Source organism: Amycolatopsis sp. NPDC049868, from assembly GCF_044461365.1.
GTDB lineage: Bacteria > Actinomycetota > Actinomycetes > Mycobacteriales > Pseudonocardiaceae > Amycolatopsis.
Genome location: NZ_JBITKV010000001.1, coordinates 1,363,631 through 1,386,303, shown reverse-complemented (window position 1 = coordinate 1,386,303; position 22,673 = coordinate 1,363,631). Strand labels below are relative to the sequence as shown.

Genomic DNA, 22,673 nt, shown 5'->3' with positions numbered 1-22,673 from the left:
CGGCATGATCGAGAAACTTCTGGTCGCCAACCGCGGTGAGATCGCCCGCCGCGTGTTCCGCACCTGCCGCGACGCCGGGATCGGCACGGTCGCGGTGTTCTCCGACGCGGACGCCGACGCGCCGCACACCGCCGAGGCGGATGTCGCCGTCCGCTTGCCGGGCAACGCGCCCGCCGACACGTACCTGCGAGCCGAACTGCTGATCAAGGCGGCCGTGGAGACCGGCGCCGACGCGATCCACCCCGGTTATGGCTTCCTGTCGGAGAACGCCGGGTTCGCCCGCGCCGTGGCCGACGCGGGACTCACCTGGGTCGGCCCGCCGCCGGAAGCCATCGAGAGCATGGGCTCCAAGGTCGAGTCCAAACGGATGATGGCCGAGGCCGGCGTTCCGATCCTGTCCGAATTGGACCCGGCCGAAGTCACCGAGGCCGACCTTCCCTTGCTGGTCAAGGCTTCCGCCGGAGGTGGCGGACGCGGTATGCGTGTCGTGCGCTCGCTCGGCGAACTGGCCGAGGCCGTCGAAGGCGCGAGCGCGGAGGCCGCGTCGGCGTTCGGCGACCCGACCGTGTTCTGCGAGCGGTACCTGGAGACCGGCCGTCATATCGAGGTCCAGGTGCTCGCCGACACCCACGGCACGGTGTGGGCGGTGGGGGAGCGCGAGTGCTCGATCCAGCGCCGCCACCAGAAGGTCGTCGAAGAGACGCCGTCGCCGTTCGTCGACGAGGCCATGCGGGAGGAGCTGTTCGACGCCGCTCGCAAGGCCGCGCAGGCGATCGACTACGTCGGCGCCGGGACGGTCGAGTTCCTCGCCGGTCCCGACGGGCGGTTCTACTTCCTGGAGATGAACACCCGGCTCCAGGTCGAGCATCCGGTCACCGAGGCCACGACCGGCCTCGACCTGGTTTCGCTGCAGCTGCGGATCGCCGAGGGCGAGCACCTCCCGATCGGCGAGCCGGAGACGCGGGGCCACGCGATCGAGGTCCGGCTCTACGCCGAGGACCCCGCGGCGGGCTGGCAGCCGCAGAGTGGCACCTTGCATCGGTTCGAGCTTCCCGCGGCACAACGGGAATTCGAGGTCGGCCCGGGTGTCCGGCTGGACTCCGGTTTCGTCAGCGGGCAGACCGTCGGTGTGCACTACGACCCGATGCTCGCCAAGGTCATCGCCTACGCCCCGGATCGCCGGAGCGCGGCGCGAGCGCTGGCCGGAGCCTTGGCGGGCGCGGAGATCCACGGTGTGGTGACCAACCGCGACCTGCTGGTGAACGTGTTGCGCCACGAGGCGTTCCTCGCCGGCGAGACCGACACGGCGTTCTTCGACCGGCATGGCCTCGAAACCCTGGCCCGGCCACTGGCCACTGTGGACACTGTACGGATTTCCGCGCTGGCCGCGGCTTTGGCCGGTGCGGCCACGAATCGCTCGGCCGCCCGGGTTCAGGGCCGGCTGCCGAGCGGCTGGCGCAACGTGCGTTCCCAAGGGCAGCGCAAACGTTTTCGTCAAGGCGACGAAGAGATCGAGGTCGTCTACAGCCTCGGCCGGGACGGTCTTCGCGCCGACGGATTCGAAGGCGTCGAACTGGTTTCCGCCGAGGGCGGCGACGTGGTCCTGGAGGTCTCCGGGGTGCGGCGGAAGCTCGCCGTCGCCCGGTACGGCGACACGGTCTACGTCGATTCGCCCGGCGGCTCCGTCGAACTGGGCGTGGTGCCGCGATACACCGATCCCGACGCGGCGCTCGCCGCCGGTTCGCTCGTGGCGCCGATGCCGGGCACGGTCGTCCGGCTCGCGGTCGAGGCGGGCGACACCGTCAAGGCGGGCGATCCGTTGCTGTGGCTCGAAGCGATGAAGATGGAACACCGGATCGCGGCGCCCGCCGACGGCGTCGTGACCGAACTCCCGGTGGTGGTCGGACAGCAGGTCGAAGTGGGCACGATCCTCGCGGTGGTAGGAGACGACGAATGAACGCGATGAACTTCACCGAGCCCGAGGAGCGCGTCGCGCTGCGGGCCGCGGTCGCCGAACTCGGCAAGAAGTACGGGCACGAGTACTACGCCAAGCAGGCGCGCGCCGGGCTCAAGACCGAGGAACTGTGGGCCGAAGCCGGACGGCTGGGTTACCTGGGCGTGAACCTGCCCGAGGAGTACGGCGGTGGGGGAGCGGGGATCGCGGATCTCGCCGCGGTGCTCGAAGAACTCGCCGCGGCCGGCTCCCCGCTGCTGCTCATGGTCGTCTCGCCGGCGATCTGCGGCACGGTCATCTCGCGCTTCGGCACCGACGAGCAGAAGAAGCGCTGGCTGCCGGGCATCGCCGACGGCAGCAGGCGGATGGTCTTCGCGATCACCGAACCGGATGCCGGATCGAACTCGCACAAGATCACCACGACCGCGAAACGCGACGGCGGTGATTGGGTCCTCAGTGGACGGAAGGTCTTCATCTCCGGTGTCGACGAGGCGGACGCCGTCCTGGTCGTCGGCCGCACCGAGGACGCCAAGACCGGCAAGCTCAAGCCCGCGCTGTTCATCGTCCCGACCGACGCGCCCGGCTTCGAGTACAAACAGATCGAGATGGACCTGATCGCGCCGGAGAAGCAGTTCGGCCTGTTCCTCGACGACGTCCACCTGCCCGCCGACGCACTGGTCGGCGAGGAGGACGCGGCGATCGCGCAGCTCTTCGCCGGGCTCAATCCCGAACGCATCATGGGCGCGTCGTTCTCGCTCGGCATCGCGCGCTACGCGCTGGGCAAGGCAGTCGCCTACGCCAACGAGCGCAAGGTGTGGGGCGCGCCGATCGGCACCCACCAGGGTCTCGCGCATCCGCTGGCCGAGATCAAGATCGAGCTGGAACTGGCCAAGCTCATGACGCAGAAGGCGGCGTCGCTCTACGACTCCGGCGACGATTTCGGCGCGGGCGAGTCGGCGAACATGGCGAAGTACGCCGCCGCCGAGGTCGCCATCCGCGCCGTCGACCAGGCCGTGCAGACCCACGGCGGCAACGGTCTCGCCAGCGAATACGGGCTGGGCACGCTGGTCGCGGCCGTCCGGCTCGGCCGGATCGCGCCGGTGAGCCGCGAGATGGTGCTCAACTTCGTCGGCCAGCACAGCCTCGGCCTGCCCCGCTCCTACTGAGAGGCCAGCCCATGCCCACTCTCCACGGCAAGACGATCATCATCTCCGGCGGCAGCCGCGGGATCGGCGAGGCCATCGCGGTCCGCGCCGCCCGCGACGGGGCGAACATCGCCCTGCTGGCCAAGACCGCCGAGCCGCATCCGAAGCTGCCGGGCACGCTCTACACCGCGGCCAAGGCGATCGAGGACGCCGGCGGGCAGGCGCTGCCGATCGTCGGCGACGTCCGTGACGACACGTCGGTCGAGGCCGCGATCGCCCGGACCGCGGAGCAGTTCGGCGGCATCGACATCGTGCTCAACAACGCGAGCGCGATCGACCTGACCCCGACCGAATCCGTCAGCATGAAGCGCTACGACCTGATGCAGGACATCAACGCGCGCGGGTCGTTCCTGCTGTCGAAACTCGCCATCCCGTACCTGAAGCTCGCGGAGAACGCACACATCCTGACGCTGTCGCCGCCGATCAGCCTCGACGAGAAGTGGTTCCAGGCCGGGCATCTCGCGTACAGCATCGCGAAGTACTCGATGAGCCTGGTGACCGTCGGGCTCGCCGCGGAACTGCGGCAGTACGGCATCGCGGCGAACTCGCTGTGGCCGCGCACGACGATCGACACCGCGGCGATCCGCAACGTCGTCGGTGCCGAGCTGGCGGCCAAATCGCGGACGCCGGAGATCATGGCCGACGCCGCGCACGCGATCCTCACCAAACCGAGCACCGAGGCGACGGGGAATTTCTATCTCGACGACGAGGTGCTGGCCGCCGAGGGCGTCACCGACTTCTCGAAGTACCGCGTCGGCGGATCCGAGGAAGATCTGCAGCTCGACTTCTGGGTCGAAGCCCGTACCCCACAATCAGGGCCATGATCCGCGAACCACAGCAGGAGCGCAGCCGCACGACCCGGCGGCGGCTGGTCGAGGCCGCCGTCGAGACGATCGGGGAGCTGGGCTGGCACGGGACCACCGTCGCGGTCATCGCCGAACGCGCCGGGGTCTCGCGCGGCGCCGCCCAGCACCACTTCCCGACCAGGGAGGACCTGGTCGCGGCCGCGGTCGAGCACGTCGGTGAGATCCAGATCGTGGAACTGCGCGCTCGCGCGGCGGAACTTCCGTCGGGACGGTCGCGGATCGAACGGGCCGTCGACATGGTGCTCAACCTCTACAGCGGGCCGCTGTTCCGTGCCGCGCTCCACCTGTGGGTCGCGGCGTCGACCGACGACTCACTGCGCGCGACCCTGGTGCCGCTGGAGGCCAGGGTCGGCCGGGAAGCACACCGCGTCACCGTCGAGCTGCTCGGTGTCGACGAGTCCCACCAGGGCGTTCGCGAGCTGGTCCAGGCCACTCTCGATCTTGCCCGGGGGCTGGGCCTGGCGAACCTGCTGACCGACGACACGAAGCGGCGCAAACAGATCGTCGCGCAGTGGGCGCGGGTACTGGAACCGACCTTGGCGGCGGCGAAGATCTGACGGAACCGAGAAGTCGCCGGAAACGTCTGAGATCTTGTTAACACTGATGGAGCAGCGACCGATAACACGGTGTGAGTGCTGCTGATTCAGGTGGCTGATCGAGAGAGGTCCAGTCCGGTGTCCGGTTCAGAGGTCGAACTGTCCCATCGCGCGATGGCGATGCTGCGAGCGGTCGCGGCGCGCCGTGCCCAGATGTCGTGCAGCTGCGAGCCGGATCTCTTCATCGACGGATTCGCCTGCTGCGATCAGATGACCGCGCACGCGCTGGCCCACGGTGGCTACATCCGCCCCGCCGAGTCCACCGGACCCTCCGCGGTCACCGGCCGGGTGCCCGCCGAGCTGACCGAGGCCGGCGAAGCCGCGATCGCGGTCACCGCCGCCGCCTGACCTTTCACCGCATCGTCTGTCCGCAGTGGACGACGACCGTTTACAACCACCTCCCGCGTTCCTAGGATCCACCCGGGATGAGGCCGTCGCCGCGCGACGGACCGGGGTTGGGAGGTGCCGATGGCACGCACGGCTCGCCGCGATACCGGTGAGGACGCCCTGAACCCGCCATGGCCGAAGGCCCCGCGATCGCGGTGGCAGGGCGCCTTTATCACCCTTCGCGAGTTGAAGGGCCAGGTCGCGCCCTGCCGACGTCGATCGCGGACGCGGGTTCATCAACAGACACTGAGCACGTTGATGCGGGAAGCCGGTGCGGCACCCCGTCGCCGGGGACCGCGCGGGCCGAAGCACCGGGCTCCGGAAACCGCTCCGGGCACCGGCAGGATCCGGCGGATTTCGGCGCTTTCCGCTGGTGGCGTGATCGCCGGCGGACTGCTGGCCGTCCTGCTCGTCCCGGCCGACCCGGCCGAAGTCGTCCCGGGCACCCCGCTCCTTCCGCCGTCGCTGACCATCGCCCCGCAGGCGATCGACGTCCCGGCCGACGCGGTCTCCTCACCCGTCCCGTCTGGCCCCTCGGGCGGCAGTGTCGCACCTCCGCCACCGATGACGGCGTCGCTGCACGGCTCGGAGACGCCGTCCCCGACACCCACTCCGGAACCCGAAGAACGGCCGGAGCCGCGCACCGGTCACCACGACTTCGATCAGTATTACGACTGGTATTACGGCGGCGGTCATCAAGGCGGCCGCTGGCCGCAATGGGGCCGGTAGCGCCGATCGGGTGATCGGCGGCGTCGCTCACCGTCGAACAAGAATCACGATTCATCCCCGGTTTCGTCCGTTCGTGTCTGCTGTCATTTTTCCTGTGTCCCGCCTTCAGGCGGATACCTACGATGGTCCGCACTCTCCATTTCTCCCGGAGCACGGCTAGGGGCTGAACAGGAAAATGAGTGTGGACCGACATTCTCCCGCGGTGCAGTTCGCCCGGAGAATGCTGATCAACCGTGAGACGGGGAATCCGTCCCGTCCGCAGCCGGTGACGCTGCTGCTCGGGCCGGTCGGTTCGGGGAAGACCACGGCACTGGAAGCGATCCGCCGAGACCTGGGCTGGGGCGTCGTCCACGCCGGATTCGATTTCGGGCAAGGTGGCAAGGCGGGCACCATCGACGTGCTCACGAAACTGGCCTACTCGTTTTCGGGTAAATGGCGAAATCGGCCGAAACCGCAGTTCATTCGTTTCACAATTGCGCTGATCGCAGTTCAGGCGGAGCTTTCCGGCCGAAACCGCGACGACGACTTGGGACAGCTGAAGTCGCTGCTCGGCAGTCTCGACAGAGTCATCTGGACACCGGCGATGGACAGCACACTCGACACGCTGACCGAGACGGCGAAGGCGACCGGTCTCGTCGAGCCCCCGTACGCGGACCTGTTCCGTCAGACGTTCCCGCATCTGGTCCGGAACATCCGGCCAAGACTCGGGAAGGCGCTGCGGTCGCTGGCCGACTTCCCGCACGCCGAGGGGAGATCCCCGTTCGACGCGCTGCTCGAACTCAACCGGCTCGCGCACGGCAGCGCCCAAGACGCCAAGGCGGTCAACGAGTGGCTGATGGCGGCGTTCCTCGGCGACGTCCGGGAGAACCACCCGCGGATGGCCAGGCCGGAGGAGAAGAGTCCTTGTACCTGCGACATCTCGCAGCAGCGCAGGCACTGGCACAACTGGGTGGTGGTGCTCGACGACGTCGACCACCCCGGCGGGACCGAGTTCCTCGCCGACCTGATCGCCGCTCGGGAGCGGCATGCCGTCCAGCATCCGAACGACCGCGAGGCACACGACGCCCTGCTGGTCATCGCCACCAGCGGGCGGTGGCACGAGGACTGGGGCACCGCCTGGCTGGCGCCGTGGAAACCCGCGTCCGGCGCCCCGCCCGCCGTCCGGCCGATGGTGGACTGCGAGGAGGCCTCGTACGACGACTGGGCGAACCCGGCCAACGGCGCGCTCGACTCGGCCTATTACCCGGTCCGGATCTCGCCCCAGTCGATCGGGCGGATCGCGCGGATCCTCGATTCCGGCGCGCGGACCCCGAAGGTCACGCTCGCGCACCGGGCGACCGGCGGACTGCCGTCGGCGGTCGAGCAGGTCACCGGGCGGCTGCGGGCGAGCAACGCGCGCGAGGGCGATCGGGACCTGCTCACCACCGATCCGCGTGGCGAGCAGGATCCCTGCTACCGCAGGCTGACCGAGCTCGCCCTGACCGAACACCTCGACGACGTCCACGTCGACGACTTCGTGACCGCGGCCCCGTTCGCGACCGCGCCCTGGCTGATCCCGGACGCCGCGCAGAGCCGGATCGACCAGCCGCACGTCGGGCGGATCCTGACCGAACTGCGCACGTCGTTGTGGGTGACGGCGAGGAACTCGCCCGGTTCGACCGACGACCAGGCCGCCCTGCATCCGTGGATCGCGGCGAACCTGGTGTCCGCGCTGGCCCGGCGCGGTGACGGGGACGGGCCGACCTACACCGACCAGTTCAAGGCGCTGCGCGACGATCCGGACACCGCACAGGATCCGGTGCGCCTGGCCTACTGCAACCTCGCGCTGGGCGACATCGGCGAAGTGGTCACCTTCTTCGAGCGCGAGTTCAACCGGATTCCGCACGCGGAGTGGATCGCGAAGCTCGAGCTGGTACTGAACGCGCCGGACGATCTCCCGCCCGACCGTGATCACGCGGAACTGTACGAGGAACTCGTCAACCTCGACAACGCGCAACGCCCGGCAGGCCGGTCCGAGATCCGGAACAACGTCGCCCGGCTCATCGCGGCGGGCTGGCTGACCGCCAACCCCTTCGCGGTCCGCGGGCAGGCTCAGCACCAGGTGATCGCGAACGCCTTCGCCGCGCTGGCCACCACTTCGCACCAGCCCGACGTCGGCGCGCTCGTGTCGGCCAAGGAAGCCGCCCGGCGCGGCGAATTCCCCTGACCCGGAACGGAACCCCGTGATGTCCTGGCTCGATTCGTTGAGAACACGCATATCCAAGGCCGGCGAACGTACGGCGACGGGACCGCCGGTGCGGCCCCGTGGCTGGGCGCACCGGCACCGGGTGTTGCTGATCGCGGTCGTGGTCGTGCTGGTGGGTGCCGTACTGGCGGGGATCAGACCCTGGGAGTCCTGCGGTTCCGGGTTGCGTGCGGTGGACGCGGACGAGGATTCGATCGGTTCGTCGTACGTCTGCGTCGGGTTGAACCTCGACTCCGGTCCGATGCGGAACGACGATCCGCTCGACCCGCTGGAGAAGTACATCAAGGGCCGCAACGAGATGGCGGGCGACAACTTCAGGACCATCGTGCTGCTGGAGAACCTCGCGCCCGATCCGAAGATCGACAGCCAGCCGTTCCCGTTCATCCGGCGGGAGGTCCAGGGCGCGATCACCGCCGCCTGGCCGAAGAACGGGCCCCCGGGGATCAAGCTCCTGCTGGCCAACTACGGGAGCAACGCCGACCACTGGCGTGTCGCCGCCGAAGAGATCATCGCCGCGGCCGCGGCCCAGCGCATCGTGGCCGTCACCGCTGTCGGCAACAGTTCGGAGAACAGCCGGGCTCTGGTGGCCGAGCTGTCCCGGCACGGTATCGCCACGATCGGCGCGACCCCCACCGCGGACAACATGAACACCGATCCGAAGGGCGCGCGGATCGACAACTTCTTCCGCGTGGGCCCCACCAACACCGACGAGGCCCGCGCCGCGGCCGGATACATCGCCGCGCACGGTTTCCGGCGCGTGATGATGATCCAGGGAGTCAGCAAGGAGGACACCTACGCGACCACGCTCGCCGAGGCGTTCCAGAGCTCGTCGAAGGTCCCGGTCATCTACACGAAGACCTACGACGTCAAGCCGCTCACCGACATCTCGCGTGAGGATTATCTGCGAGGTCTGTTCAGCAAGTGGCACAACGACATCTGCGGCGCGAGACCGGATCTCATCTACTTCGCCGGCCGTGGGCTCGACGTCGGCGCCCTCGTGGCGGCGCTGGCGGGCGACGGGGCCTGCGAAGGGCTCGACACGGTGACCGTGATGACCGGGGACGACGCGAGCACGCTCGCCGGGAAACCCTTGCAGCTGAACAAGGACATCAGTGTCCGGCTCCGCTACACAGCCCTCGCGTATCCCGACCAGTGGGATATGTTCACCGCCGATCCGGCGCATCCGACGTACAAGAAGAACTACGACAGCTTCGTCACCGAGTTCACCGGTACCCACGGTTTTCCCAAGGGGGAATTGTGGGACGGTGCCGCGATGATCGAACACGACGCCGTCGCGGCGGCCGTCGAAGCCGCGGTGCAGAACGTGTCGTCGGATCCGGTTTCGGTACCGGATGTGTTGCGCAGTATCGACTGCAACTCCCCGGTGCCCGGGGCGAGCGGGTTCGTCGCGTTCGACCAGGCGACGGGGAACCAGCTCGACAAGGCGTTGCCGATCCTGTCGATCGATCCGGACGGTTCGGTGCATCCGGTCGATCTGGTGTGGTCGCGGGGGCGGCCGCTGAACACGAATCCGGACTGTGGCCGGTGAAGCAGTCGTGAGTGGTGAAGGCCTCCTTCCCTGCCTTGAGAGCGGGGAAGGAGGCCTTCACGGACTGACACCGGTGGGGAACGGAAGTCAGCCGGTGTAACCCGCGACGATCTTGGTGTAGTCGTACTTGCCCTGCGAGATTCCCGCGCAGTTGTTGCAGTCGCGGTTCACCGCCCAGAACGACAGCCGGGCGAGATGTTTGCTCGCCGCGTAGTCGCGGATCGCGCGGAAGTCGGCGACGCTGACGGTCTCTCCCGCCACGTCGGTCTTCCCGTTCATCGACGAAAGCCCGCTGCGCCGGTAGGCGGCGTCGTCGCTCAGGCCGAAGGTGGACTTCACGACGTTCTTCAGCCCGTCCACGGCACTGCGGGTCTTGCCCGCCATGTCACCGCCGCTGGAGAAGTCGAACGGCATGACCGACCACGCGTCGACCCCCGCGCCGAGCGCCTTCGACTGGTTGATCAGCCGCTTTCCGTGCGAGTTGGGGCCGCCCACCTCGGTCGGGATGGTGATGACCACGCGCAGGCCGGGGTTCTTCTGCTTCGTGATCTTGATGGCGTTCAGGATCCGGTCCTGGACGGTGTAGTTCTCGAACTCGTCGGTGTTCTCGATGTCGAGGTCGATCGCCTTGAGCTTGTAGGCGTCGATGACCTTCTGATACGCGCCGGCGAGTGCCGCGGCGGTACCGCATTTCGGGCCGAGCTTCGTGCCGGACCAGCCACCGAACGAGGGGATGACGTCGCCGCCCTTGGCCCGGATGTTGTTGATCATCGTGGCGTCGGCGCCGGTGAGGGAACGGCTGCCGTCCCATTTCGGGTTGCAGCCGCCGTCGGAGAGGATGAACGCGAGGGTGAAGGCCTTGACCCCGGTGGCGTTCATCGCGGCGATCGGGTCCGTCTGTCCCGACCACTGGTACAGATAGGGCGAGGCGAGCACCGGGTCCGGGGCCGCCGAGGCGACGGGGGCGAGGCCGACGGCCGTGGCGAGAGCGGCGCCGGCGGCGGTGGCCAGTGTTGCCCAGCGTCGTAAGGATTTCATAGGTCCTCCAACTGGTACGCGCGCGGCGAAGCGCGCAGGTGTGGAGCACCTCCGTCTTGACGCGGCGTATCAACCGGGAGGGTGCGCTCAACTCACGGTGGACTAGACCATTGAGGACTGTCAAGAATTCACCGGAATTCCCGGCGGAAACGACCGACCTTAGTAGGGGGGTCACTACCCGGAAAGCGGATCGACACCATCGTGTTTACCGGCTAGTTTGCCGAAATGGTGGGGGACTCCCTGATGGCGACCGGAAGCCGCGGCCGGAGAGACCGGCTCGCCGCGCCGCGGCGGATACTGGGGTCCTGGAGCCTGTGGGAACTACCCAGGCGGGGTCTGATCGGATACCTGCTCCTCGTCGACTTCGCCGCTTTCGCGGCCACCGCCTACCTCTTCGTGTTGCGGCCGCCCGCGCCGTCGTCCTTGCTCCCGTTTTCGGCTCTGCTGGCGGGAATGATCCTCAGTTCGGAGCTTTCGCGGCCCGTCGAGCGGTCGCGTGCCGACACCCGGCTCGGTGCCGGACTGGACGCGGCGTGGATTTTCGCGGGCGCGTTGCTGCTACCGCCCGCGTTGGCCGCGGTACTCGTGGTCGTTTCGGCAGGCTACCGCTGGTTCCGGATCCGGCGCGGGATCCCGCACCGCCAGGTGTTCGCGGCCTCCGCCACGATGCTTTCGGCGCTCGGTGCCTCGATCATCCCGGTACTGCTTGGGGCGCCGCCGTTCGCCGACGCGGCAAGGGATTTCGAGAGTTTTGCCCTGGTTTTCGCGACCGGGCTGATTTTCCTGTCCGTCGACGCCGCTTTGGCCGCGCCGGCCGCCGAATTCGGGGCGGAACCGTCGGGGTTCGCCTTCGACGCGGCGATGGTCGCGTTCGGATTGCTGCTCGCGTGGTCGGCGGCGGATTGGCCGTACGTCACCTTGGTACTCGCGGGGGCACTCGTGGTACTTCACCGGGCCGGGACGATGCGCGCCCTGCGCGGTCACGCGGGTACGGACGCCGGCACCGGGCTGCTCACCGCGTCGTCCTGGTTGGACGGTGCGCGCACCCAGTTCGAACTGCTTCGGGGACGTGGTGCGGATCTTTCGCTGCTGATGCTCGACTTGGACCACTTCGCCCGGCTGAACGACCGGCACGGCAGGCACGTCGGCGACGACGTCCTCCGCGCGGTGGCGGACACTTTGCGCGCGGAGGTCCGGGCGGCGGATCTGGTCGGCCGGTTCGGCGGCGAGGAATTCGTCGTCCTGCTGCCCGGTACGACCCGGTTCGACGCGCATGCGATCGCCGAACGGATCCGGATGCGGATCTCCTCGACGTTCGTCTCACTGGGTGGGACGTTCGCCGGGGCGACCGTTTCGATCGGGGTGTCGTCGCATCCCGCCGGCGGTGAGACGCTCGACCGGCTCGTTGGCGCCGCGGATCAGGCGCTGCGCGCGGCGAAGGGGGCCGGGCGCAACCGGACCGTCGTCTTCGAGGCCGAAAGCTAGTCCTCGGCGGGGACGCCGATGTCCTCGAACCACAACTCCGGGTGATCCCGGATGAACTCGGTCATCAGGGCGGTGCAGGCCGGATCGTCGAGCAAGGTGATCTCGACGCCGTTCTCTTCGAGCCAGCCGTGGCCGCCCTCGAACGTGGTGGCCTCGCCGATGATCACCCGGCCGATACCGAACTGGCGCACCAGTCCACTGCAATACCAGCAGGGGGAGAGGGTGGTGACCATGATCGTGTCCCGGTAGTGCGGCCGCCTGCCCGCGTTCCGGAACGCGGAGGTCTCGGCGTGCATCGACGGGTCGGCGTCCTGGACCCGGCGGTTGTGGCCGCGGCCGAGCAGGACACCGGTGGTGTCGAAGAGGGCGGCACCGATCGGGACCCCACCCTCGGCCTTGCCGAGTTCGGCCTCTTCGCGGGCGACGGACAGCAGCTGCGCGGGATCGATCACCTGGGTCACCTTACGGCTAGCGAGGGTGTCGTCCACCCGATCACGCGTGTCGTCCGTCTGATCACACGTGTCGTCCACTGGGTCACGCGAAGCCGCATTGGCTCGCGAGCCCAATGCGGACCGGATCTGTCCTGAATATCTGCCAGACTTCCTCCCATGAAGCGAGCGAACCGATGACCACGGGCACGTCGGCACGGCTGCTGAGGCTCCTCTCCCTGCTGCAGGCGCGGCGCGACTGGCCGGGCGCCGACCTGGCCGACCGGCTGCAGGTGGACGTCCGCACGGTCCGGCGCGACGTCGAGCGGCTGCGGGAGCTGGGCTACCCGGTGCACGCCACCCCCGGGGTCGCGGGTGGCTACCGGCTCGGCGCCGGGGCCGCCCTGCCGCCCTTGCTGCTGGACGACGACGAGGCGGTCGCGGTCGCCGTCGGGCTCCGCACGGCCGCGAACGGGACGGTGTCGGGGATCGAGGAGACCTCGGTGCGCGCGCTCACGAAACTGGAGCAGGTGCTGCCCGCCCGGCTCCGGCACCGGGTGACCGCGCTGAACACCGCGATGATCCCGCTCGGCGGCGTCGTCCCGGTCATCGACGCGGCGGCGCTGACGGTCATCGCGTCCGCGTGCCGCGACCATCAGCGGCTCCGGTTCGGTTACCGCAGCCACAGCGGCGACGTCACCGAGCGCTACATCGAGCCGTTGCGCCTGGTGCACACCGGGCGCCGGTGGTACCTGGTCGCGTTCGATCTCGATCGTGACGACTGGCGGACCTTCCGCGTCGACCGGATCGACGGCGTCCCGGCCACCAGCTTCCGGTTCACGCCCAGGGAACCGCCCGCCGAGGACCTCGCGGCCTACGTCTCCCGCGGGATCACGTCTTCGCCGTATCCGCACCAGATGGTGCTGCGGGTCAACGCCTCGGCGGAGGCGCTCGCCGAGTACGTGTCACCGACCGCCGGGACGATCGAGGCCATCGACGAGCGCACCTGCCGGGTCAGGGTCGGTTCCAACGACCTCTCCGTGATGCCTTACTACCTCGCCCACTGGGACGTCGACTTCGTCGTGGAGGAGGCGCCGGACGAGGTCAAGGAGCGGCTACGACTGGTCGCCGACCGCTTCGCGCGCGCGGTCGTTTGAGTCCGAAGTGGACCGTGCGCGTTTGGCGAGCAGGCCGATCGAGCCGAGTGAGATCAGGGCCAGCACGATGATGTAGAGCGAAACCGACATCGAGGTCCCGGTGGATTCCAGCAACAGCACCATGATGAACGGCGCGAGCCCGCCGCCGACGACCGCGCTGATCTGGTAGCCGAGCGAGGCGCCGGTGTAGCGCATCTCGGCGGTGAACAGTTCGGCGAACAGCGCCGCCTGCGGGCCGTACATGATGCCGAGGAACAGCGACCCGACGAACGAGGCGACCACGAACAGCGGCAGCGACGCCGTGTCGATCAGCAGGAACATCGGAATCGCCCAGAGCGCGACCCCCACCGCGCCGAAGGTGTAGATCTTGAGCCTGCCGATCCGGTCGGACAGTTTCGCCGCCAGCGGGATGATCGCCAGCTGCAGCGTGCTGATCAGCAGGGTCGCGACGAGCACGGTGGTCCGCGACATGCCCAGATGCCGGGTCGCGTAGTCGAGGACGCCGTTCAGCAGGATGTAGAAGGTGGCGGTGTTGACCATGAACGAACCACCGGCCAGCAGCACCGTGCCCTTGTGGTGGCGCAGGACGTCACGCAGCGGCGACTTGGCCCGGCCGCGTTCCTCGGCGGCGAGTTTCGCTTCCGCGCGGCGGTATTCGGGTGTCTCGTCGATTTTGACGTGCATGTACCAGGCCAGCCCGAGCACGAGGACGCCGACCAGGAACGGGATCCGCCACGCCCACACGAGGAAGTCGGACGGCGGCGCCACCTGCGCGGCGATCAGGAACACCGTGTTCGCCAGTACGACCCCGATCGGGACGCCGAGCTGGACGAGGCTGCCGTAGAGGCCGCGTTTGCCGGGCGGCGCGTATTCGGTGGCGAGCAGCATCGCGCCACCCCACTGGGCGCCGACGGCGACCCCCTGAACGAGCCTTAGCAGCACCAGGAGGATCGGCGCCGCGATGCCGATCGAGTCGTAGGTCGGCAGCAGGCCGATCAGTGTGGTCGCCGCGCCCATCAGCGCGATCGCCAGCACCAGTACGGGTTTCCGGCCGCGTTTGTCACCGAGGCTGCCCGCGATGATCCCGCCGAGCGGCCTGGCGAGGAAGCCGACCGCGAAGGTGGCGAACGAGGCGAGGACGCCGGCCGCGGCGTTGGTGGTGGGGAAGAAGGTCTTCCCGAACACCAGGGCGGCGGCGATCCCGAAGACGAAGTAGTCGTACCACTCGACCGATGAGGCGAGTGCCGCCGCCGTCGCGGCCCTCCTGCGCTGGGAGACGGTGATCGTCGGTTCGGCGGCGGTTTCGGGGGCGTTCGGTGCGGTGTCGGCCATCTGGATGCCCTTCGCTCGGCGCTGCTGCGGCGATGCAGTCCGGGCAAGTTAACAACCGCTTAGTATGTGGTCAACGTCTCAACGGGTAATTCTAGATACCGACCAGTTGGTATGTCACTCTGGTGGCGGTATCGCCGGGGAAGGTCGATCTGTACTGGTCAGGAGAGTTTCGTGCCGAGCATGCGCAGCACCAGCTCGCTGTACTCCTGGCCAAGCTTCTTGGGGGTCTGGCGGGCTCGTTCGCTGTACCAGCGGGAGACGTCGACGCCGAGCGAGAGCACGGCGCGGGCCGCGGTGTGCGGGTCGCCGACGGTGAACACGCCCGCCCGGGCGCCTTCGGTGATGACCTCGCGTACGACCTGCTCGATGCGGCGGCGCAGTTTCGCGACGATCTCGAACTCCTCGTCGGGCAGCGCCTGCAGTTCGTACTGCACCACGCGGGCCACGGTATGCCTCCGCGCGTGCCAGGCCACGAAGTCCTCCACCAGCAGCCGGATCCGCTCGACCGGGTCGGTCTCCCGTGCGACGACGCTCTCGACCAGGGAGAGTGTCTGCTCATGGCCGTACTTCGAGATCGCGAACAGCAGTGCGGCCTTGGACGGGAAGTGCACGTACAGCGCCGCGGGGCTCATCCCCGCCGCCGAGGCGATGTCCCTGGTGGTGGTCGCGTGATAGCCGCGCCGCGCGAAGGATTCGACCCCGGCCAGCATCAGCCGCCGTGCCGTCTCCGGCTGGACATCGGGCCACAGTTCGGCCGACAGCGACATGGTCATCCGCAGATCCTCCCAGACGCTCGAACCGGAGAGTGGGCTTGACAGCGCCTCCGGACCTTCCCATTGTAAGTGAGCGCTCGCTTAGTGAATGCGCTCGCTAGTGAACACAGAGGAGATCGACAGAGTGAACCACCACTCCTTCAAGGATCGCGTCGCGATCGTCACCGGCGCCAGCCGGGGTATCGGCCTCGGGATCGCCAAGGACCTCGTCGAGCGCGGCGCGAAGGTGTGCATCACCGCGCGCAAGCCGGAGCCGCTGGCCGAGGCGGTGGCCGAACTGGGCGGCGAGGCGGTCGCCATCGCCGTTCCCGGCAAGGCCGACGACGACGCGCACCAGGCTGAGGCCGTCGCCAAGACCATCGAGACCTTCGGACGGCTCGACATGCTGGTCAACAACACCGGCATCAACCCGGTGTTCGGGCCGACCCTGGACGTCGACCCCGCCGCCGCCGCGAAGATCTTCGCCGTGAACGTGCTCGCCCCGCTTTCGTGGACCCGCCGGGCGCAGGACGCGTGGATGGGGGAGCACGGCGGCGCGGTGGTGAACGTCGCGTCCATCGCCGGGCTCGGCGCGTCGCCCGGGATCGGGATGTACGGCGTCAGCAAGGCCGCGCTGATCCGGCTCACCAAGGAACTCGGTTTCGAGCTGGCCCCGAAGATCCGCGTGAACGCCGTCGCGCCGGCCGTGGTCAAGACCAAGTTCGCGACCGCGCTGTACGAAGGCCGCGAAGAAGAGGTCTCGGAGCCGTACCCGATGAAGCGCCTCGGCGTCCCGGCGGATATCGCGAGCGCCGTGTCGTTCCTGCTTTCGGAGGAAGCGGGCTGGATCACCGGGCAGACGATGGTCCTCGACGGCGGCGTGACACTGGCGGGTGGCCTGTGACCCCGTCCTCCACCGGATCCGGTGTCGTCGTCACCGGCGGGGGCGGTGGGATCGGTGCCGTCCTCGCCCGCCGGTTCGCCGCCGAGGGCGCGCGCGTGGTCGTCGGCGACCTGAACGGGGACGCCGCGGCCGAGGTCGCGAAGGAGATCGGCGGAACCGCCGTCGTCGGCGACGCCGCGAGTGAAGCGGGCGTCGCGTCGCTGATCGCGACGGCCCGCGAAACCCTCGGCGAGATCGACGTCTTCTGCGCCAACGCCGGGATCGCGCCGATGGGCGGTGTGGACGCGCCCGAGGAGGACTGGGCGCGGATCTGGGACGTCAACGTCATGGCACACGTGCGCGCCGCGCGGCTGCTCCTGCCGCCGTGGCTCGAACGCGGCCGCGGCCACTTCATTTCGACGGTGTCGGCGGCGGGATTGCTGACCAGCCTCGGTTCGGCGTCGTACTCGGTGACCAAACACGGCGCGCTCGCCTTCGCCGAATGGCTGTCGGCGACGTACCGGCATCGCGGGCTCACCGTGCAGGCCATCTGCCCGCAGGGTGTGCGGACGGCGATGCTCGAGAACACCGGCCCCGCGGGTGAACTGCTGATGGGCGCGTCGGCGATCCAGCCGGAACAGGTCGCGGACGCGTTGTTCGAGGCCATCGCCGCCGACCGTTTCCTGGTGCTGCCGCATCCCGAGGTCGCGGACTACTACGCCGCGCGGGCCACGCAGACCGACCGCTGGCTCGGCGGGATGAACAAGCTGCAGCGCAAGGTGGAGCAGGTCATCGGGGAGTGAGTCCGAGTCGTAAGGCAAACGTGTCGGGTGCGGTGGTTGGTCGTGTCGTCCATCCAGTCACGCGTGTCGTCCACCTGATCACACGCGCCGTCCCCTCAAACACGCACAACCACCGAAACGCCACTCACGACCACCGCGCTCGGCCGCGCACTTGATCTTCGTCGGCGGATCGGCCACTGTGGGTGGGGGGTCTTGCTCGCGGTAAGGAAACACGATGAACAAGCGTTTCGTGGTCCGTGGGTTTGTGCTTGCCGCGGCCGTGGCCGGGTCGATGCTGACCGCGGGATCGGCGATGGCGAGCACCGCGGAGCCGTGCGCGGCCGGGGCGTCGGGAGACGTCGCGGCGGCTTCCTGCACGCCGTATCGCAAGGTGAGTGAGGGCTGGAGCAGCAAAACCTCCTGCAACCGCGCCGGCAACGAGGGCGCGCAGGCGGGACGCTGGACCGGCTGGAACTGCAACCAGGCGCTGGGCGGCTGGGAGCTGTGGGTGCGCACCTGCACCGCGCTGGCCGCCGAGAAGGACGCGGTGACCACGCGCGAAACGGTCTGATCAGGGCTTGGGTCGCCCCGGTTCCGGGGCGGCCTGGTCCCCTTCGTACGGCGGGAAGCGGGGTGCGCGGCGCTCGTTCCAGCTGGCCAGTCCCTCGGGAAGTTCCGGATACGAGAAGGACTTGAGCATCAGGGTGGTGGCTTCGCGGGCGGAGTCCTCCAGCGGGAGCCCGGCTTCCCGCAGAACCTGCCGCTTCATCAGCGCCATGGAGCGTGGGGCGCTGTAGGTGGCCAGTTCGGTGGCGTAGGCCTTCGCGCGCAGCGGAAGTTCTTCCGCCGGAACGACTTCCTGCACCAGGCCGTACTCGTGCGCTTGTTCGGCGGTGAAGGTCCGGCCGGACAGCAACAGGTCGAGGGCGCGGCCCCTGCCGACGAGTTCCGGCAGCAGTTTCGCGACCCCGTATTCGGCGATGAGGCCCCGCCGCGCGAAGGCGGTGGTGAACTTCGCGCCCGCCGCGGCGAACCGGACGTCGGCGGCGCAGGCGATCACGAAGCCGAGCCCGGCGCAGCCGCCGTTGATCGCCGCGACCACCGGCACATCGGCATACGCGGCGGCGAGGACGTCGCGGAAACCTTCTCGTTCCGGCGCGCCCGCGCCGCTGACGGAGATGTTCTCCAGGAGTCCCAGATCCGCGCCGGGGCAGAAGGAGCGCCCGCTGCCGGTGACGACGACGGCGCGGACCCCGGGATCGGCCGACGCCTCGCCCAGCAGCAGGCCGTAGCGGATCTGCATCGGCTGGTCCATCGCGTTGCCGCGCTTGGGTTTGTCGAAGGTGATCGTGGCGACGGCGCCGTCCACGGCGTACCGGACAGTGTCCATTTCGGACGGTGAGAGCTGGTCGGTCAACGTCGACCTCCTTGCGTCATCGCCATACTAAGCGGATGCTCAGGGCAGCGTCGAGACTTGTCAGGGAGGAAACCTGCATGAGCCGGTACGAAGCGAAGCCGTGGCTGGCCGCCTACGAGGATCGGATGAAGGCGGCGGAGACACCGAAAACGACCACGGTCCCGGCGTCCTTCCGGCGGGCGGTCGAGCGTTCTCCGCAGGCCACGGCGATCGCCTATTTCGACACCACGATGAGCTACCGCGAGGTCGACGAGCTCTCCGACGGCGTCGCGCGTCATCTGCTGGCCTCCGGTTTCGCCCGGGGTGACCGGCTCGCCCTTGTCCTGCAGAACATCCCGCAGTTCGTGCTGGCGTTGCTCGGAGCGTGGAAGGCAGGCGGGATCGTCGTCCCGGTCAACCCGATGTACCGCGAACGGGAACTTCAGCATGTCTTCGATGACGCGGGGGTGCGCGCGGTCGTCTGCTCGCAGAGCGGCTGGAACCGCCGGATCGGCCCGCTCGTTCCCGGCAGCGGCGTGACCATCGCGCTGACCACCAGCGAACTCGACCTGCAGGGTCGCGACGATTCGCGAGTGTTCGGCGAGATCGTGCGGGAGCCGACCCCCGGCGCCGCCGATCTGCTGACGGTGGCGCGGGCCGCGGCGGGGGAGCCGCTCCCTGATCCCCGCCTCGACCCCGGCGACGTCGCGCTGATCAGCTACACCTCGGGCACCAGCGGGACGCCGAAGGGGGCGATGAACACCCACGGCAACCTCGGTGCGAACGCGGCCGTGCTCAGCGCGTTCAGCGGTCTCGGCGAGGGCGCCACGCTGTTCGGCCTGGCCCCGCTGTTCCACATCACCGGCATGGTCTGCGAGATCGCCTCCGCGATCGACATCGGTGGCACGCTCGCGATCGCGTACCGGTTCGAGCCCGGTGTGGTGCTCGACGCCTTCTTGGAGCACAAGCCCGTGTACACGGTCGGCCCGTCCACGGCGTACATGGCGTTGATGGCGCACCCCGGCGTCGGCCGCGAACACTTCGACTCCTTCGAGTTGCTGTACTCCGGTGGTGCCGCGCTGCCGCCCGCCGTGGTCGGCGCGTTCCGCGAACGGTTCGGCCACTACATCCACAACGGCTACGGGCTCACCGAGACGACCGCGGGCTGCGTCGTCGTCCCGAGCAGTCTCGAAGCGCCCATCGACGAAGCGTCCGGCACGATCTCGATCGGCCTGCCCGTGCCGGGGACCATCGTGCGCATCCTCGGTGAGAACGGCGAAGAACAGCCGTTCGGGACGGCGGGTGAGATCGTCGTCGAAGGTCCGATGGTGATCCCCGGCTACTGGAACCGGCCCGAGGCGACCGAAGCCGCGCTGCCCGGCGGCAGGCTACTGACCGGCGACATCGGCTTCATGGAGCCGAGCGGCTGGGTCTACGTCGTCGATCGCAAGAAGGACATGATCAACGCCTCCGGGTTCAAGGTCTGGCCGCGTGAGGTCGAGGACGTCCTGTACACGCATCCGGCGGTGCGTGAAGCGGCCGTCGTCGGCGTTCCGGACGAATACCGCGGCGAGACCGTGAAGGCCTACATCAGCCCGGCGCCGGGCGCCGCGCCCGATCCCCAGGATCTCGTCGCGTACTGCAAGGAACGCCTCGCCGCGTACAAGTACCCGCGCGTGATCGAGGTGCTCGACGAACTGCCGAAGACGGTGAGCGGCAAGATCCTCCGCCGCGAACTCCGGGAGAGGGGCTGAGCGGTATGGCACAGGTCGAAACCGTTCGCGGTCCCGTCGACACCGGCGAGCTGGGCCGGGTGCTCATGCACGAGCACCTGTTCGTGCTCAGTCCCGAGTTCATGGCGAACCATCCCGAGCACGACGGATTCCGCGAAGAAGAACACGTCGCCGACGCGATCCGGCGGCTCGACGAACTCAAGGCCGCCGGGATCGACACCATCGTCGACCCCACCGTGATCGGGCTCGGCCGCTACATCCCGCGCGTGCGGCGGGTCGCGGCCGAAACCGACCTCCGGATCATCGTCGCCACCGGGCTCTACACCTACAACGACGTCCCGCACTACCTCCACCATCGCGGACCGGGCCTCGTCTTCGACGACGGCGAGGACCCGCTGGTCGGTCTCTTCACCGGCGACATCGTCGACGGGATCGCCGGCACCGGGGTGAAGGCCGCCCTGCTGAAGTGCGCGACCGACGAACCCGGCGTCACCCCCGGCGTCGAACGCGTCCTGCGCGCGGTCGCGAAGGCGCACCGGGAGACCGGCGCGCCGATCATGACCCATACCCACGCGCCGACACGGCGCGGCCTCGAACAGCAGGCCGTCTTCGCGACCGAAGGCGTCGACTTGAGCAGGGTGCTCATCGGCCACAGCGGCGACAGCACCGACCTCGATTACCTCACCGAAATCGCCGACAAGGGATCGTTGCTGGGGATGGACCGGTTCGGGCTCGACCCGTTGCTGTCGTTCGACGAACGGGTGGCCACGGTCGCGGCGATGTGCGAGCGCGGTTACGCCGAAAGCATGGTCCTCTCCCATGACGCCTCCTGTTTCATCGACTGGTTCGAGCAGGACAAGTTGGCCGCCGTGGCGCCCAACTGGCATTTCCTCCACATCACCCGTGACGTGCTGCCCGCTTTGCGGGAGTCGGGGGTATCCGAAAGGGACATAACGACGATGCTGGTGAAGAATCCCCGCCGGTTCTTCGAGCACGGCGGCGCGTATTGACGATTCGTCCGGGTGCCTTTCCCCGTGCGTCGACAAACCGGCCGGTATGCTGAGTGTCCGCACGAGAAGGAGCCGGCCATGACACGAGCGACCACCCGGAAGGCCGAGGCAGGCGGCGAAGACCAGGCCGCCGTCCCGCGCCGTCTGCTGTCGCACGCCACGAAGCTCTTCGCCAAGAAGGGTTTCGACCGCACCTCCGTGCAGGAGATCGTCGAGGCCGCCGGGGTCACCAAGGGCGCGATGTACCACTACTTCGGCTCCAAGGACGACCTCCTTTACGAGATCTACGCCCGGGTGCTGCGGTCACAGACCGAGCAACTGGAAAAGGTGGCTTCGAGCGAGGCTCCGCTGCGGGAGCGGTTGCGTTCGGCCGCGTCCGACGTCATCGTCAGCACGATCGACAACCTCGACGACAACACGATCTTCATGCAGTCCATGCATCAGCTCAGCGTGGAGAAGCAGAAGGCCGTCCGCGCGGAACGCCGCAAGTACCACGAGCGGTTCCGCACGCTGATCGAGGAAGGCCAGGAGTCCGGCGAATTCCGCGGGGACAAACCGGCCGACGTGATCGTCGACTTCTTCTTCGGCTCGGTGCACCACCTCGGTTCGTGGTACCGGCGTGGCGGCGCGCTCTCGGCCCGCCAGATCGGTGACCACTTCGCCGATCTCCTGCTGTCCGCGCTGCGGCCCGAGTAGCGCTCTCACCGGACATGGCCCAGCCGTTCGGCGAACCAGTCGTTGCGGCGTTCGAGCACCGTTCCCGCCTCCCATTCGGAGGCGAGGGCGATCAGCTCCGTCGCCACGTCTTCGGCGGCTTCGGGCGGCCAGCCCTGAGCGGCCAGACTCGACCGCAGCGCATCGGCGTAGTCGGAAAAGGTGAAGCCGGGTAGATCCGCGACGAGTGCCGTCGTCGTCCCGCGGTGCGAGCTCAGCCCACCGAACGCCCGGCCGCAGCCGCAGTGGGAATCGGGCGAGCTCTCGCCGTCGTCGCAGCAAGGGGCGATCCAGAGCAACTCGCCCTCGACGCAGTGGTCGAAGTCGTTCTCCCGCGCGCCCTGGGTCTTCGCGGTGGCCACGAGTAGTTTCATGCCGGCTCCCTGTTCGATCGGATGTTCGAACAGGGTTGTACCGGCGGGGTCCGACACT

General features: G+C 68.7%; 22 protein-coding genes. 16 read left to right on the top strand and 6 right to left on the bottom strand.

All coding sequences use genetic code 11. The features are described 5' to 3' along the window. Positions 1-4: 4 nt before the first annotated feature. From ACIBTM_RS06630 to ACIBTM_RS06595, 8 genes are all read left to right on the top strand, one after another. A complete protein-coding gene (locus ACIBTM_RS06630; protein ID WP_395875541.1) occupies positions 5-1,957 on the top strand; it encodes a biotin carboxylase N-terminal domain-containing protein in 1,953 nt (650 codons plus the stop codon). Beyond that, on the top strand, positions 1,954-3,120 hold the full coding sequence (locus tag ACIBTM_RS06625; RefSeq protein ID WP_378372897.1) for an acyl-CoA dehydrogenase family protein: 1,167 nt from the start codon (positions 1,954-1,956) through the stop codon (positions 3,118-3,120). Before ACIBTM_RS06630 ends, ACIBTM_RS06625 begins: the two co-directional genes overlap by 4 nt. An 11-nt stretch (positions 3,121-3,131) precedes the next feature. Beyond that, complete coding sequence (locus tag ACIBTM_RS06620; RefSeq protein ID WP_395875540.1) at positions 3,132-3,983, top strand: SDR family oxidoreductase; 852 nt, start codon at positions 3,132-3,134, stop codon at positions 3,981-3,983. Continuing rightward, positions 3,980-4,582: a TetR/AcrR family transcriptional regulator gene (locus tag ACIBTM_RS06615; protein WP_395875539.1), complete on the top strand. Its 603-nt coding sequence runs from the start codon at positions 3,980-3,982 to the stop codon at positions 4,580-4,582. The genes ACIBTM_RS06620 and ACIBTM_RS06615 overlap by 4 nt, the downstream gene beginning before the upstream one ends. A 117-nt stretch (positions 4,583-4,699) precedes the next feature. Further along, positions 4,700-4,969, top strand: a complete 270-nt coding sequence (locus tag ACIBTM_RS06610; RefSeq protein ID WP_240597349.1) for a hypothetical protein — start codon at positions 4,700-4,702, stop codon at positions 4,967-4,969. A 297-nt stretch (positions 4,970-5,266) separates the two neighbouring features. Further along, on the top strand, positions 5,267-5,737 hold the full coding sequence (locus ACIBTM_RS06605) for a hypothetical protein (RefSeq protein ID WP_395875808.1): 471 nt from the start codon (positions 5,267-5,269) through the stop codon (positions 5,735-5,737). A 181-nt stretch (positions 5,738-5,918) separates the two neighbouring features. Next, positions 5,919-7,943 carry a hypothetical protein gene (locus tag ACIBTM_RS06600; RefSeq protein ID WP_395875538.1) on the top strand — a complete coding sequence of 675 codons (2,025 nt, stop codon included), beginning with the start codon at positions 5,919-5,921 and terminating at the stop codon, positions 7,941-7,943. Positions 7,944-8,031: 88 nt separating this feature from the next. Beyond that, positions 8,032-9,531, top strand: a complete 1,500-nt coding sequence (locus ACIBTM_RS06595) for an ABC transporter substrate-binding protein (protein ID WP_395875537.1) — start codon at positions 8,032-8,034, stop codon at positions 9,529-9,531. Positions 9,532-9,618: 87 nt separating this feature from the next. On the opposite strand, the gene ACIBTM_RS06590 is transcribed toward ACIBTM_RS06595, so the two are convergent. Beyond that, the gene (locus tag ACIBTM_RS06590) at positions 9,619-10,569 is read right to left on the bottom strand and encodes a chitinase (RefSeq protein WP_395875536.1); all 951 of its coding nucleotides are present in this window, start codon (positions 10,567-10,569) and stop codon (positions 9,619-9,621) included. A gap of 225 nt (positions 10,570-10,794) precedes the next feature. Here ACIBTM_RS06590 and ACIBTM_RS06585 point away from each other — a divergent pair, with 225 nt between their 5' ends. Continuing rightward, a complete protein-coding gene (locus ACIBTM_RS06585; RefSeq protein WP_395875535.1) occupies positions 10,795-12,054 on the top strand; it encodes a GGDEF domain-containing protein in 1,260 nt (419 codons plus the stop codon). Here ACIBTM_RS06585 and ACIBTM_RS06580 read toward each other — a convergent pair. After that, entirely contained in the window at positions 12,051-12,515 is a 465-nt protein-coding gene (locus ACIBTM_RS06580) for a nucleoside deaminase (protein WP_395875534.1), read from the bottom strand. The two genes, ACIBTM_RS06585 and ACIBTM_RS06580, sit on opposite strands and share 4 nt — an antisense overlap. Positions 12,516-12,679: 164 nt before the next feature. Between ACIBTM_RS06580 and ACIBTM_RS06575 the strand changes: the two genes are divergently transcribed. Then, entirely contained in the window at positions 12,680-13,639 is a 960-nt protein-coding gene (locus tag ACIBTM_RS06575) for a helix-turn-helix transcriptional regulator (RefSeq protein ID WP_395875533.1), read from the top strand. Here the strand turns inward: ACIBTM_RS06575 and ACIBTM_RS06570 are convergent. Together ACIBTM_RS06570 and ACIBTM_RS06565 are read right to left on the bottom strand one after the other, a co-directional pair. Then, positions 13,598-14,971, bottom strand: coding sequence for an MFS transporter (locus ACIBTM_RS06570; RefSeq protein ID WP_395875532.1), 1,374 nt, complete (start codon positions 14,969-14,971; stop codon positions 13,598-13,600). The two genes, ACIBTM_RS06575 and ACIBTM_RS06570, sit on opposite strands and share 42 nt — an antisense overlap. 158 nt (positions 14,972-15,129) lie before the next feature. Next, positions 15,130-15,744 (bottom strand): TetR/AcrR family transcriptional regulator, encoded by a 615-nt coding sequence (locus ACIBTM_RS06565; RefSeq protein WP_395875531.1) that lies wholly within the window; start codon positions 15,742-15,744, stop codon positions 15,130-15,132. A 124-nt stretch (positions 15,745-15,868) separates the two neighbouring features. Between ACIBTM_RS06565 and ACIBTM_RS06560 the strand changes: the two genes are divergently transcribed. The 3 genes from ACIBTM_RS06560 to ACIBTM_RS06550 all read left to right on the top strand — a co-directional run bounded on the left by ACIBTM_RS06560 (position 15,869) and on the right by ACIBTM_RS06550 (position 17,959). Continuing rightward, positions 15,869-16,627, top strand: a complete 759-nt coding sequence (locus tag ACIBTM_RS06560) for an SDR family oxidoreductase (RefSeq protein ID WP_395875530.1) — start codon at positions 15,869-15,871, stop codon at positions 16,625-16,627. After that, the gene (locus tag ACIBTM_RS06555) at positions 16,624-17,409 is read left to right on the top strand and encodes an SDR family oxidoreductase (RefSeq protein ID WP_395875529.1); all 786 of its coding nucleotides are present in this window, start codon (positions 16,624-16,626) and stop codon (positions 17,407-17,409) included. The genes ACIBTM_RS06560 and ACIBTM_RS06555 overlap by 4 nt, the downstream gene beginning before the upstream one ends. Before the next feature lie 214 nt (positions 17,410-17,623). Further along, the gene (locus ACIBTM_RS06550; protein WP_395875528.1) at positions 17,624-17,959 is read left to right on the top strand and encodes a hypothetical protein; all 336 of its coding nucleotides are present in this window, start codon (positions 17,624-17,626) and stop codon (positions 17,957-17,959) included. Here ACIBTM_RS06550 and ACIBTM_RS06545 read toward each other — a convergent pair whose 3' ends face one another. Then, entirely contained in the window at positions 17,960-18,778 is an 819-nt protein-coding gene (locus tag ACIBTM_RS06545) for an enoyl-CoA hydratase-related protein (RefSeq protein ID WP_395875807.1), read from the bottom strand. It lies immediately after the preceding gene. Positions 18,779-18,882: 104 nt separating this feature from the next. On the opposite strand from ACIBTM_RS06545, the gene ACIBTM_RS06540 reads away from it, so the two are divergent. The 3 genes from ACIBTM_RS06540 to ACIBTM_RS06530 all read left to right on the top strand — a co-directional run bounded on the left by ACIBTM_RS06540 (position 18,883) and on the right by ACIBTM_RS06530 (position 22,223). Further along, positions 18,883-20,538, top strand: coding sequence for an AMP-binding protein (locus ACIBTM_RS06540; RefSeq protein ID WP_395875527.1), 1,656 nt, complete (start codon positions 18,883-18,885; stop codon positions 20,536-20,538). Positions 20,539-20,543: 5 nt separating this feature from the next. Then, complete coding sequence (locus ACIBTM_RS06535; RefSeq protein ID WP_395875526.1) at positions 20,544-21,527, top strand: phosphotriesterase; 984 nt, start codon at positions 20,544-20,546, stop codon at positions 21,525-21,527. A gap of 78 nt (positions 21,528-21,605) precedes the next feature. Then, positions 21,606-22,223 carry a TetR/AcrR family transcriptional regulator gene (locus ACIBTM_RS06530; RefSeq protein WP_395875525.1) on the top strand — a complete coding sequence of 206 codons (618 nt, stop codon included), beginning with the start codon at positions 21,606-21,608 and terminating at the stop codon, positions 22,221-22,223. Positions 22,224-22,228: 5 nt separating this feature from the next. Here the strand turns inward: ACIBTM_RS06530 and ACIBTM_RS06525 are convergent, their stop codons facing one another. Continuing rightward, entirely contained in the window at positions 22,229-22,615 is a 387-nt protein-coding gene (locus ACIBTM_RS06525; protein WP_395875524.1) for a hypothetical protein, read from the bottom strand. Positions 22,616-22,673: the final 58 nt, after the last annotated feature.